Origin of the sequence: Dickeya oryzae (assembly GCF_020406815.2) — a bacterium.
In the GTDB taxonomy this organism is placed as follows: domain Bacteria; phylum Pseudomonadota; class Gammaproteobacteria; order Enterobacterales; family Enterobacteriaceae; genus Dickeya; species Dickeya oryzae.
Map to the genome: position 1 here is coordinate 4,734,648 of NZ_CP162670.1, position 12,675 is coordinate 4,747,322.

General features: G+C 52.4%; 14 protein-coding genes. 10 read left to right on the forward strand and 4 right to left on the reverse strand.

Annotation, left to right across the window (positions count from 1 at the left end; all coding sequences use genetic code 11):
* The first annotated feature begins 48 nt into the window (after nt 1-48).
* The 5 genes from pstB to LF929_RS20875 all read left to right on the forward strand — a co-directional run bounded on the left by pstB (nt 49) and on the right by LF929_RS20875 (nt 4,301).
* Entirely contained in the window at nt 49-825 is a 777-nt protein-coding gene (gene pstB / locus LF929_RS20855) for a phosphate ABC transporter ATP-binding protein PstB (protein WP_012886779.1), read from the forward strand.
* 13 nt (nt 826-838) lie between these two features.
* Nucleotides 839-1,585 carry a phosphate signaling complex protein PhoU gene (gene phoU / locus LF929_RS20860; RefSeq protein ID WP_038906125.1) on the forward strand — a complete coding sequence of 249 codons (747 nt, stop codon included), beginning with the start codon at nt 839-841 and terminating at the stop codon, nt 1,583-1,585.
* Nucleotides 1,586-1,826: 241 nt separating this feature from the next.
* Nucleotides 1,827-2,663 (forward strand): ABC transporter substrate-binding protein, encoded by an 837-nt coding sequence (locus LF929_RS20865; RefSeq protein ID WP_016941642.1) that lies wholly within the window; start codon nt 1,827-1,829, stop codon nt 2,661-2,663.
* 131 nt (nt 2,664-2,794) lie between these two features.
* Entirely contained in the window at nt 2,795-3,541 is a 747-nt protein-coding gene (locus LF929_RS20870) for an amino acid ABC transporter permease (protein WP_210176874.1), read from the forward strand.
* A 1-nt stretch (nt 3,542) separates the two neighbouring features.
* Nucleotides 3,543-4,301 carry an amino acid ABC transporter permease gene (locus LF929_RS20875; RefSeq protein WP_038909397.1) on the forward strand — a complete coding sequence of 253 codons (759 nt, stop codon included), beginning with the start codon at nt 3,543-3,545 and terminating at the stop codon, nt 4,299-4,301.
* Between the two features lie 30 nt (nt 4,302-4,331).
* On the opposite strand, the gene yieH is transcribed toward LF929_RS20875, so the two are convergent.
* Entirely contained in the window at nt 4,332-5,003 is a 672-nt protein-coding gene (gene yieH / locus LF929_RS20880; RefSeq protein WP_038909398.1) for a 6-phosphogluconate phosphatase, read from the reverse strand.
* A gap of 273 nt (nt 5,004-5,276) precedes the next feature.
* Here yieH and LF929_RS20885 point away from each other — a divergent pair, with 273 nt between their 5' ends.
* Nucleotides 5,277-6,614: an NCS2 family permease gene (locus LF929_RS20885; RefSeq protein WP_019844263.1), complete on the forward strand. Its 1,338-nt coding sequence runs from the start codon at nt 5,277-5,279 to the stop codon at nt 6,612-6,614.
* A gap of 103 nt (nt 6,615-6,717) precedes the next feature.
* Here LF929_RS20885 and LF929_RS20890 read toward each other — a convergent pair whose 3' ends face one another.
* From LF929_RS20890 to aegA, 3 genes are all read right to left on the reverse strand, one after another.
* Nucleotides 6,718-7,458 carry a 4'-phosphopantetheinyl transferase superfamily protein gene (locus tag LF929_RS20890; RefSeq protein ID WP_038909399.1) on the reverse strand — a complete coding sequence of 247 codons (741 nt, stop codon included), beginning with the start codon at nt 7,456-7,458 and terminating at the stop codon, nt 6,718-6,720.
* A gap of 285 nt (nt 7,459-7,743) precedes the next feature.
* The gene (locus tag LF929_RS20895) at nt 7,744-8,277 is read right to left on the reverse strand and encodes a 4Fe-4S dicluster domain-containing protein (protein WP_012886787.1); all 534 of its coding nucleotides are present in this window, start codon (nt 8,275-8,277) and stop codon (nt 7,744-7,746) included.
* Nucleotides 8,274-10,277: a formate-dependent uric acid utilization protein AegA gene (gene aegA / locus LF929_RS20900; RefSeq protein ID WP_226092773.1), complete on the reverse strand. Its 2,004-nt coding sequence runs from the start codon at nt 10,275-10,277 to the stop codon at nt 8,274-8,276. Before aegA ends, LF929_RS20895 begins: the two co-directional genes overlap by 4 nt.
* Before the next feature lie 114 nt (nt 10,278-10,391).
* Between aegA and LF929_RS20905 the strand changes: the two genes are divergently transcribed.
* The 4 genes from LF929_RS20905 (at nt 10,392) to LF929_RS20920 (ending at nt 12,594) form a co-directional block, all read left to right on the forward strand.
* Complete coding sequence (locus LF929_RS20905) at nt 10,392-10,523, forward strand: hypothetical protein (protein WP_264084700.1); 132 nt, start codon at nt 10,392-10,394, stop codon at nt 10,521-10,523.
* Nucleotides 10,524-10,884: 361 nt separating this feature from the next.
* The gene (locus tag LF929_RS20910; RefSeq protein WP_038909402.1) at nt 10,885-11,556 is read left to right on the forward strand and encodes a CsgG/HfaB family protein; all 672 of its coding nucleotides are present in this window, start codon (nt 10,885-10,887) and stop codon (nt 11,554-11,556) included.
* An 18-nt stretch (nt 11,557-11,574) separates the two neighbouring features.
* Nucleotides 11,575-11,928 (forward strand): DUF4810 domain-containing protein, encoded by a 354-nt coding sequence (locus LF929_RS20915; RefSeq protein ID WP_038909403.1) that lies wholly within the window; start codon nt 11,575-11,577, stop codon nt 11,926-11,928.
* Between the two features lie 3 nt (nt 11,929-11,931).
* On the forward strand, nt 11,932-12,594 hold the full coding sequence (locus tag LF929_RS20920) for a DUF799 domain-containing protein (RefSeq protein WP_038909404.1): 663 nt from the start codon (nt 11,932-11,934) through the stop codon (nt 12,592-12,594).
* The last annotated feature ends 81 nt before the right edge of the window (nt 12,595-12,675 follow it).

Genomic DNA, 12,675 nt, shown 5'->3' on the forward strand with positions numbered 1-12,675 from the left:
ATATCCGGGCGTCGCACAGGCGGCGTTCGCCAGAAGAGAGAAGTCTTGATGAGTATGGTCACAGAGACATCCGCCAGCAAAATCCAGGTGCGCAATCTGAACTTCTATTATGGAAAATTTCATGCGCTGAAAAACATCACGCTGGATATTGCCAAAAATCAGGTGACGGCTTTTATCGGGCCGTCGGGGTGCGGTAAATCTACCTTGCTGCGTACCCTGAATAAAATGTATCAGCTCTACCCTGAGCAGCGTGCCGAAGGCGATATTCTGCTAGATGGCAACAATATTCTGACCGATAGCCAGGATATCGCGTTGCTGCGCGCTAAGGTGGGGATGGTGTTCCAGAAGCCGACGCCGTTTCCGATGTCTATTTACGACAATATTGCCTTTGGGGTGAAGCTGTTTGAAAAGCTGTCGCGTGCAGAGATGGACGAACGCGTTCAGTGGGCGCTGACCAAAGCGGCACTGTGGCAGGAAACCAAGGATAAGTTGCACCAGAGCGGTTACAGCTTGTCCGGCGGTCAGCAACAGCGTTTGTGTATCGCTCGCGGCATCGCCATTCGTCCGGACGTGCTGCTGCTGGATGAGCCCTGTTCGGCGCTGGATCCGATCTCTACCGGCCGCATCGAAGAGCTGATTTCTGAATTGAAGAAAGACTATACCGTGGTGATCGTGACGCATAACATGCAACAGGCAGCGCGTTGTTCCGACCATACGGCGTTTATGTATCTGGGCGAGCTGATTGAGTTCAGCGATACCGATACTCTGTTTACCGCGCCACGGCAGAAACAGACCGAAGATTACATCACCGGTCGTTACGGTTGATTACGGGAGTATCATGGAAAATCTCAATCTAAACAAACATATTTCCGGTCAGTTTAATGCCGAGCTGGAAAGCATTCGTACTCAGGTTATGACCATGGGCGGGCTGGTGGAACAGCAACTGACCGACGCCATCACCGCGATGCATAACCGGGACGCGGAATTGGCACAGCGCGTGATCGAAGGTGACTCTAAAGTCAACATGATGGAAGTGGCTATCGACGAGGCGTGCGTGCGTATTATCGCCAAGCGCCAGCCGACGGCCAGTGACTTGCGTCTGGTCATGGCGATCATCAAGACGATTTCCGAGCTGGAGCGTATCGGTGATGTGGCGGATAAAATCTGCCGCACCGCGCTGGAGAAGTTCTCTCACCAGCATCAGCCGCTGCTGGTGAGCCTGGAGTCGCTGGGTAACCACACCGTGCAGATGCTGCACGATGTGCTGGACGCGTTTGCCCGTATGGATCTGGATGAAGCCAAACGCATCTACATGGAAGACAAGAAGGTGGATAAAGAGTACGAAGGCATTGTGCGTCAGTTAATGACCCACATGATGGAAGACTCCCGCACCATTCCCAGCGTACTGACCGCCTTGTTCTGTGCCCGTTCCATCGAGCGTATCGGTGACCGCTGCCAGAACATTTGCGAGTTCATTTTCTACTTCGTCAAAGGCCAGGATTTTCGTCATCTGGGTGGCGACGCACTGGAAAAAATGCTGGCACAGAACGATGCCGACAAACCGGAAACGCGGCAACCGGAATAAGCCCGGCTGGTTTCCCGATGCATACACAACGCCCCGTTTTCGGGGCGTTGTCATAAGTAATGTGGTGTCGCCGTTGCCGTCAGCGGGGGTTGCCACTGAGCGGATATAACATAAGTTCATATTATGGGTGTTTATATTATTTCCGGCGCGCTGTAGCCGCTGTTAGCCTGCATTTATTGAATTAACAAGTGGTTATCCACTCATCATTCTTTATAAATAATGGCTACAGGCGGATAAAAAAATGAAAAAATCTCTTTTGGCATTTTCTCTTCTGGCGGGTTTGGTTTCTCTGGCGGGTAACGCGCAGGCTGACAAGCTGGATGACATCCAGAAAGCCGGTGTCGTGAAAGTCGCGGTATTCGACAGCAATCCACCGTTTGGTTATGTCGACCCGCAGAGTAAAAAACTGGTGGGTTACGATGTCGACGTCGCACAAGCCATCGGTAACGCGCTCGGCGTCAAGGTGGAATTGCGTGCCACCAACCCGGCTAACCGTATTCCGTTGCTGACCTCGAAAAAAGTCGATCTGATCGCCGCCAACTTCACCATCACCGATGAGCGCGCTAAACAAGTCAATTTCAGTGTGCCCTACTTTGCGACCGGGCAGAAATTCATCGCCCGCAAAGGCGTGCTGAAAACGCCGGATGACCTTAAAAACCTGCGCATTGGTGCGGATAAAGGTACCGTGCAGGAAATCACCCTGCGTGAACATTACCCGACCGCGAAAGTGATTTCTTACGACGATACCCCGCTGGCATTCGCCGCACTGCGTAACGGCAACGTACAGGCTATCACGCAGGATGACGCCAAACTGGTTGGCCTGCTGGGCAATCTGGCACCGGCGCAGAAAGCCGATTTTGAAATTTCTCCGTTTAGCATCACCAAAGAGTATCAAGGTATCGGCCTGCCGAAAGGGGAAGATCGTCTGACGCAGAAAGTTAACGATATCCTGCTGAATCTGGAAAAACAGGGCGACGCTGTGAAGATTTATAACCGTTGGTTTGGGCCGCAAACACCATCTGCCCAGCCGCGCGGTGACTTCAAGATTGCACCGCTGGAACAACAGCCCAAGGCTTAAGTTCGTTGCGATATCCAGTTTGTTGCGACATTCAGTGCGTGGTGACAGCCTTCGCTGTCCGGTGGTGATGTTACGGATTTCTTACCTGAAAATGGCTCGCCTCTGGTTTTCTCCCAGAGGCCTTCTTGCTGATGATAACTGCTCAATCTTTTCAACAATGGCTGGCTGACACGCTGCTGGCACCTCAGTATCTGCAATGGCTGTGGCAGGGGTTTCAGGTCACGCTGGGTATTGCGGCGGCGACTGGGGTGCTGGCAACGCTGTCAGGCCTGATACTGGCCGCCGGGCGTGACAGCCGTACGCGGTGGCTACGCTGGCCGGTGATAGCGTATTGCGCGTTGTTTCGTAATACCCCGCTGCTGGTGCAATTGTTTTTCTGGTATTTCGGTGCGGCCCAGTTGCTGCCAGAGGGCGTAATGCAATGGCTTAACCGCCCGCATGTGATTCCGCTAGTGGGGCTGAACATGCCGTCGTTTGAGTTCCTGGCCGGGTTGTTTGGCCTGACGCTGTATTCTGCAGCGTTTATCGCTGAAGAGGTACGTGCCGGTATCGCTGGTGTGGCGCGCGGTCAGAAGTATGCCGCCTGCGCGTTAGGGCTAACTGGCTGGCAGGCGATGCGCTATGTGGTGTTGCCACAGGCGCTGCGTATCGCTCTGCCACCGTTACTCGGTCAGTATATGAACGTTGTCAAAAACTCATCGCTGGCGATGGCCATCGGTGTGGCAGAGCTGTCTTACGCCTCCCGGCAGGTGGAAACGGAAACGCTGCGCACCTTTCAGGCGTTTGGCGTTGCTACAGTGCTGTATATCGCGGTGATTGCCCTGATGGAAGGTTGGGGACAGTGGCGTCAGCATCGGCAGCCAGTCAGGGGGCATTGAGATGGATTTTTCAATCATTCGCGACAATTTTAGCTACCTGATGTGGGGCACCTATCCTGATGGCCCGTTGGGGGGCGCAGCATTAACGTTGGTGCTTAGCCTGATGGCCGGACTGACCTCGGCAATGCTGGGAACGGTGCTGGGGGTTGCGCTGGCGATGTTGCGCGGCTGGGCTGGCGGGTTGTTGGCTGTAGTGTTGGGGTTTTTCCGGGCAATTCCGGTGATCATGCTGATCTTTTGGACTTACTTTCTGTTGCCTATCGTGTTTGGCGTCGATATCCCCGAAATCACGACGGTGGTATGTGCACTGGCGCTGATCGCGTCGGCTTATCTGGCACATGGCGTGAAAGCGGGCATCATGGCGATAGGCCTGGGTCAGTGGCAGGCGGGGATGTCGCTCGGGTTGGGGCGTTGGCAAACACTGTGGCATATCGTATTGCCGCAAGCACTGCGCATGATGGTGCCGTCGTTCATCAATCAGTGGATTTCCCTGATTAAAGACACATCGCTGGCTTACATTGTCGGTGTCGGTGAACTGACGTTTCTGGCAACGCAGGTGAATAACCGCAGTATGGTTTACCCAACAGAAGTGTTTCTGTTTATCGCGCTGGTCTATTTTATTTTTTGTCTGTCATTGGATCTGCTGGCGCAGGGGGTCAGTCGGCGTTTTCACGCCGGGCCGAAACCTGCCCGTCGCTGGCGAGTGTGGCGACGGCGGGCAACTGGCGTACCCGAATCCCCATTGCGTGAAGTGGCCTGACGCATCAGGCAGGGCAGGCTTGTGGTAGCATCAAGGGGCTGTCGTCAACGACCATCCCTTTTCCTGCCACAGCGTGGGTAGCTGGGTCATGTCGTGAAACATCGTCACCAACGGGTGATGGATAGGCGCGTTATGCTCGTCAGCACAGTAGTAGAACACCGGTATCCCGGCGGCGATGCCAGCCTGTGTGCCGGAGACGGAATCCTCCACCAGAATGCAGTTTTCCACCGTTACCCCCATCTGTTGTGCGGCGTGATGCAATAACGCCGGGTCCGGCTTCCATTTACCGATGTCGTAGCCACTGTATAGATGCTCGCCAAAAAACGGCAACAAGCCAGTTAACCCGAGTGAATGTTGCATTTTGCTGACCGGACCATTGGAGACGACCGCTTTCGGCGTCCGAAGCGCTGTCAGTACCTCTTTCACGCCAGGGATCGGCTGTAGTGAAAGATCGAAAAGCCGCGCGACCTCCTGACGGAAATGACGCTCCATGTCTTGCACACAAACCGTCAGACCAAAACGTTCACTGATGCAGTCGATAATGTCGTAGAGCTTCATTCCCTTAAAGGTTTTGATGACTTCATCCAGCGGTAGCTGTACGCCGTGGGGAATAAAGATATTGATGTAGGCCTGGCAGCAGATGACTTCGCTGTCGACCAACGTACCGTCACAGTCGAAAAATACGCATTCAATCCGGGACATGGGCGTTCCTTATCAGGGGACCAAAACCCCCACTTTACCTGACTGACTGGAGAATGCGATGGTTGCGCAAATAAGCAGGTTACGGGGTGTGACTTCTGTAGCGGACAAACGTTTTCCCGTCAGGAAGTAAGGGGAAAACGCAGCGAACAGGCAGGAGATATAGAAAATAGTTATCGCTGGGAAAAAAAAGCCGACGGGTGCGTTAACTGCTCCGTATTTTGGTATAGGATACCGGGCGATTATCTTTCCTTTCTTCTCTTTGGGTCATTTATCATGGATAAATCTCAGTCTGGTTCCGTTGCTGAGCAAGGGCTGTTGGGGCGCGTGTTCAAATTGAAGCAACACGGCACCACCGTTCGTACTGAAACCATTGCCGGGTTCACGACTTTCCTGACGATGGTGTATATCGTTTTCGTTAACCCGCAGATTCTGGGCGCGGCCGGAATGGACACCAAAGCGGTGTTTGTTACCACCTGTCTTATCGCTGCTTTTGGTAGTATTTTCATGGGTTTGCTGGCTAACCTGCCGGTTGCACTGGCACCTGCCATGGGCCTGAACGCCTTTTTCGCGTTCGTTGTGGTCGGCACCATGGGCCTGCCGTGGCAGGTTGCGATGGGCGCTATCTTCTGGGGCTCGGTAGGGTTCCTGCTGTTGACGGTATTCCAGGTTCGCTATTGGATGATCGCCAATATTCCGCTCAGTTTGCGCTTGGGTATCGCCAGCGGTATCGGTCTGTTTATCGCCATGATTGGCCTGAAAAACGCTGGGATTATCGTGCCGAACCCGGAAACGCTGGTGTCGGTCGGCAAGCTGACCTCACATAGCGTGCTGTTGGGGGTGCTGGGCTTTTTCATTATCGTGGTGCTGGCGTCGCGCAATATTCATGCGGCGGTGTTGATCTCCATCGCGGTCACCACGCTGCTGGGCGCGCTGTTGGGGGATGTGAAATTTACCGGCGTATTTTCCATGCCGCCGAGCGTCAGCAATGTCGTCGGGCAGGTTGATTTGGCCGGGTCGTTGAATATCGGTCTGTCCGGGGTGATTTTCTCTTTCATGCTGGTGAACCTGTTTGACTCTTCCGGCACGCTGATTGGCGTGACTGATAAAGCAGGCCTGGTGGATGCTCGCGGTAAATTCCCGCAGATGAAACAGGCGCTGTATGTCGACAGTATCAGTTCGGTGGTAGGGTCATTTATCGGTACGTCGTCCGTGACTGCCTATATCGAAAGCTCTTCCGGTGTTTCCATCGGTGGCCGTACCGGCCTGACAGCCGTCGTGGTGGGGATATTGTTCCTGTTGGTGATGTTCCTGTCGCCGCTGGCTGGGATGGTACCGGCCTATGCAGCCGCGGGTGCGCTGATTTATGTTGGTGTGCTGATGACGTCCAGTCTGGCCCGCGTCAACTGGGACGATTTGACCGAAGCCGTACCGGCGTTTGTGACTGCCGTGATGATGCCGTTCTCCTTCTCGATCACAGAAGGTATCGCGTTGGGCTTTATTTCCTATGCGGTGATGAAAGCGGCAACGGGTCGCTGGCGCGACATCAGCCCGTGTGTGATTGTTGTTGCGGTGTTGTTCCTGCTGAAGATCGTGTTTATCGACGCCCACTAATCATCGGTGAGCCGGGGTAACCCGGCTCGCTATTGATGATGTCATTGCTGGAATGTTTTCCTGCGCTTGCCTTGCCTTGCCTTGCCTTGCCTTGCCTTGCCTGTCACATCACATACTGCGCAAACGCGTTTTCCGTCGCGTGGCTGCTGAGTTTGATATAACGCCGCGACTGACGCTGTTGCTGGATGATTTCACCGGATTTGCGCATGCCGTAAGCCGAGGTGTAATTCCACATCACCAAGCGATCAAGACGCGGGGTATGGGCGCAAGCCCAGGCCAGGTAATCATCGATGTCGCTTATCACTTCCACATCCGGAATATGCCGGGAGCGCAGGCGACCTGAGGCGGGATGCAATTTGAGCGATTCCGGCCCTCCGATGTTGAAGCCGGGAATTTTCAGTACCGACTGACGGATGGTGCACAGTTGGGTAGCCGCTTCCAGCGGATCTATCTGAGCGTCAATCCAGGCTTTTTCTGCGTGGGTCTGTGTTTGCAGGTGGGGGGGCGTTTCACGACTCCAGACGCGGACAATTTCCACATCCATTCCCACTTTACCTTCTTCGCTCAGCAGGATTGCGATGGTATTTCCTGCGTAGCCAAGGCTGAAGTCGGGGAGATGCGGATCGACAAAACAAGGCCTGCCATTAGGCGAGACCATTAAAGGTGGAAGTACTGGATAACCGAAAAAATAAAACATCATTTCTGCCAACAGCGCGCGGCTCTTCAGATAACGCTCGCGGCGTTTCACTGAAAAGCTGTGCGTGGATGAAATCAGGTCATCCGATAACCGTTGCAGATCGGGTAACGCTTCCGTGCTTGCCCACCTGACGAAATGACAGGTCATATTCACTCCATGATGCCAACGAAAAAAACCTGATAATTTTTAGTAGAATAACTGCTCGGTGAAGTTTACTTCCGACGCAAATGGTCAGACAAATATCCGTGCCAAAGAAAAACTGACGGAGAAATCGGCGATAATTATCCTTGTTTAAGCAGAATACGTCAAAAAGCACTTTTTATTAAAACTGATTTTATTTTGCTTGAAACAAAATCGGACTGACATCACATCATGTCAACACAGTGCGGCATGCCCGTGAACGCATCCTGGCATCACGGGCAAATAAAGACTTCAGCGCAGACGGATATCTGCGTGATTCCATGCAGAGCATTGCTGCTTTTCATAAACCCGCTCGGCCAGCGCCTGCGGTGTTACCAGTGTTAAGGCCGATGTTGGGCACACACGAACACAGGACGGGCTATCGGCAACGCCGATACACAGGTCGCATTTATGAACTTCACTGCCTGATAGCGAGGGGGCAGATGTTTCGCCGTCGAATGCGGGCGTCACCACATCGATGGCGCCGAACGGACAGGCGATTACGCAACTTTTACAGCCAATACACCGCGATGAAATTACCTGAATACTGTCTTGATGCCGCACCAGCGCATCGTGCGGACAAACGCTGGCGCAGGGGGCGTTTTCACACTGATGACACAGTACTGGTGTACTCACGTTAGCATTTTTTATTACTTTAAGGCGCGGAAAAAAATGCGATTTATTCAATTTTTGTTGGTTGCCACCGGCGTGTGCGACAGCACAGGCAATCTCGCAGGTGCGACAACCAATACATTTGGCGGCGTCTGCGATCACAAACTGATTCATAACCGATTCTCCTGTTGTGCCATCGTACTGACCGGCAGTGACATGTCCTGACTCTCCAGCCCCATCACTCGCAGCATACCTTGTGCAGCCTTACGACCATCTGCGATAGCGGTGACTACCAAATCAGCGCCCCGCACCGCGTCACCGCCAGCGAATACCTGCCGATGGCTGGTCTGGCAGGGGTATCTGTCATCAACAGGTGCCGTCGTGATATGGCCCCAGCGGTCCAGCGAGATATGGGCATGTTGTAGCCACGGCATGCTGTGCGTCTGGAACCCAAATGCGGTGATCACCGCGTCTGCAGGCTGCACGAATTCAGAGCCTGGCACGGGTTTGGGCCGACGACGACCGCTGGCGTCCGGTTCACCCATTTCAGTACGAATCAGGCCGACACCGCAAACTGCCCCATCATCGTTCAGGTAAATCTTGAGTGGCTGAACATTGAAGATAAATTCCACGCCTTCTTCACGGGCGTTTTTCACCTCTTTACGTGAGCCCGGCATGTTGGCTTCATCACGCCGATAGGCGCAGGTAACGGAGGTCGCTCCCTGACGAATCGACGTGCGCAGGCAGTCCATCGCGGTGTCGCCGCCGCCCAGTACCAACACTCGCTTACCTTGCATTGATACATAAGGCTCATTGGGTAATGCCGGTAACTCCATCACATGCTTGGTATTGGCTATCAGGAACGGTAGCGCATCATAGACGCCGGGGGCATCCTCATTTTCCAGACCAGCTTTCATGGAGCGGTAGGTGCCGACGCCAAGGAACAGCGTGTCAAATTCCGCCAGTAACTGCGTCATACTGATATCGGTGCCGACTTCGGTATTCAGGCGAAATTCGATCCCCATCGCGCTGAATATTTCCCGACGCCGTGCCAACACCGATTTATCCAGTTTGAAAGCCGGAATACCGAAGGTCAGTAACCCGCCAATTTCAGGATGCCTGTCAAAGACCACCGCCTGTACGCCGTGGCGTGCCAGTACGTCGGCACACGCCAGGCCTGCTGGTCCGGCACCGATGATGGCCGCGCGTTTGCCGGTGGGGGTAACCCGGCTTAGGTCTGGCTGCCAGCCCATGCTCATCGCGGTATCGGTGATATAGCGCTCGATATTACCGACAGTTACGGCGCCATAACCCCGGCCCAGCGTACAGGCACCTTCGCATAACCTGTCCTGTGGGCAGACCCGACCGCAGATTTCCGGCAAGCTGCTGGTACGGTGTGACAACTCGGCGGCATCGAGAATGCGTCCTTCCTGCACCAGTTGCAGTAGCGCGGGGATGTTATTGTGCAGTGGGCAGGTCCATTCGCAGATGGCGCTCTGACCACAATGCAGGCAGCGGCTGGCTTGATCGTGAGCGTGTTCGGCGTCGAAGCCATGATAGATTTCGTTAAACGTGGCGACCCGTTCTTCCAGCGGTTTTTTGACGGCATCCCGGCGTGGCCAGTGCTTCCTATTGTCCAGCGGACGGCACGCCGTGGCGGCAAAGGTGGGAATAGCCCGCGGCGTGCCGGGGATACCGGTTTGCGCCATACGCAATTGCTTTTCCCTACGTTGCTCTTCAAGTGAGTGTTCACTTACAAGATGAAGCGCTTGTGTGGGACAGGCTTCTACACAGGCTTGCCCTTCCGGGCGACCGATGCAGAGATCGCATTTATGCGCGCTGGCACCCTGCGCCTGATTTTCGACGGTGATGGCACCAAACGGACACGCCAGTACACAAGTTTTGCAGCCAATGCACTTTTCGGCGATCAGTTGAATACCGTCTTGTTTTCTGACCAGCGCCTGTGTGGGGCATACCCTGGCACAAGGTGAGTCCTCACAATGGCGGCAGGTGACCGCCGTGTGTTGATCACCCTGATGATAAACCCTGATTCGGGGGTGAAAATCTTCCCTGTTTTCCGGATAACGCCCGTGATTGTGGGAAATCACACAGGCAATCTCGCAGGCATTACAGCCAATACAATCCTTCGCATTTGCGATAACAAACTGATTCATATCCTCTCCCGACATGTACAGCATGGGTGTGCTTATGACCCGCACACATTTTCAGGCGAGCCCTTATCGAATTAAGTAAGTATTCACTAACTTAATCGATGCGGGATGTCTGTTGTGATTACAGGCTGTATGACGTCGGCATTGTCTGCCGGGGCAGAAGAAAAGAGACGAAATCAGTCTGAGCGGGTCACTGAAAAAGTGATTCTGGAAGGGGCCTGGTACCTGTCTCGTCAGGAGAAAAAATAACGATCCCCTCAGTTAATGACGTTTATCCTAACGGCTCGGATCGGCGTAAATCTTGATATAGAACAGATAAAGTGAGGTAAAAATAACCAAAAAATTTCATGCAGTTATCAAAAAAGATGGAAATTTTTACTGAAGAACAATAAGTAGCGGAAGGTTTATTACCTGAACAATACCCATGAACATATTTATATTTTTTAATGATAATCGATTAGTTTTGTGCGTGAAATATGTGGTTACTTATCTTTACGTTAAGCATAATAGTCTCCGCCGTTAGCTGGATGCTGGCGCTATCAGTCGGGTATCCGCCTCTTCATGATGAACGCTAAACGGTATAACAAGAGATTAAATAAGGGATTGGTCTATGAATAAAAAGGTCGTTTTTTGTTCTATGGTCATTTCCGCCACCTTGCTGGGCGGATGTGCCACAGAGTCTTCACGTACCGTGGAAACACCTAAAGTTGCCTCCTACAACACGTCTTATCAAGGCGTCCGCAGCCCGATTTCAGTTGGGAAGTTTGAAAATCGTACCAACTATATGAATGGCATTTTCTCCGATGGTGTAGATCGTTTAGGCAATCAGGCTAAAACCATTCTTGTCAGCCATTTGCAGCAAACAGGACGTTTTAATGTGCTCGATCGTACCAACATGGACGAGCTGAAAACAGAAGCTGGCATTAAAGGTCAGACACAAACATTAAAAGGCGCTAATTACGTTGTGACCGGCGACGTTACGGAGTTCGGCCGTAAGGAAGTCGGTGATCAGCAACTGTGGGGGATTTTGGGAAGAGGTAAATCCCAGATTGCTTATGCCAAGACCACGTTGAACATCGTGAATGTTCAGACTTCTGAAGTGGTGTATTCCGTTCAAGGGGCGGGGGAGTATGCGCTGTCTAACCGCGAAATCGTTGGATTTGGCGGTACGGCCAGTTATGACTCAACACTGAATGGCAAAGTGCTGGATTTAGCGATTCGTGAAGCGGTCAACAATCTGGTCGCTGGTATTGAAAGCGGCGCCTGGCGTCCATCGAATTAAAAGAACGGGAAAATAATAATGTTATTCAATAAAAAGACTGTGCTGTTGTTGGCGGCGACTTTGCTGGCAGGATGTGCTTCCTCTCCTAAGACTATCTATAGCTGGGATAATTATCAGAATGCAATTTATCAATATTATCAGCAAGATAAGACAAGTCCAGAGGAGCAGATCGCGTCGTTGCAGAAATCGATAGACGTTGCTAAATCACAGAATAAACCCGTGCCGCCAGGATTACATGCTCAACTTGGTCTGCTGTATGCCAAAACCGGTCGTGGTGTGGATGCCCGTCAGCAGTTCGAGACGGAAAAATCATTATTCCCTGAATCCGCCCCCTTCATGGACTTTCTGTTGAGCAAGAATAAAGGAAAATAATCAATGAACCGTTTCTTAGCATTAATCAGCCTGATGGGTGTGCTGGTCCTTACAGGGTGTGCCAAGCCGCAACCTTATGACTACACTGCATTCAAACAAAGTAAACCTAGAACTATCCTGGTACTACCACCGCTGAATCATTCTCCTGATGTGAAAGCAGGCTCCAGTTTTCTTAGTCAGGTAACCTACCCGTTAGCCGAGTCTGGATATTATGTGCTGCCTGTTGCAGTGACGGACGAAACGTTTAAACAGAACGGTTTGACGACGGCTCAGGATATTCAGGCTGTCAGTGTGGCGAAACTGCACCAGATTTTCGGCGCGGATGCAGCATTGTACCTTGATATCACTGATTATGGTTCAAAGTACATGGTTGTTGATAGTGAAACCCGCGTGACAGCAAGCGCTCGCTTGGTGGATCTGCGTAATGGTAAAGAAATTTGGAAAGGTAGCGCTACTGCTTCCACCAGTGAACAACAGTCGAATAATTCTAATGGCGGCATTGTTGGTTTGTTGGTTCAGGCTGCGGTTGCACAGATTGCGAATAGTGTGACTGACAAAGGTCATGACATTGCTGGCATCACCAGTGCGCGTTTGTTGACGGCTGGTGGTCCTTCTTCTTTGTTATACGGCCCACGTTCGCCGATGTATGGCAAAGAAACTAAATAATTTCTTGTCTTTTATTTAAAAAGCCAGGTCTAATACCATGCCTGGCTTTTTTATGCAAGCTATATTTAGCCCGCGACTATC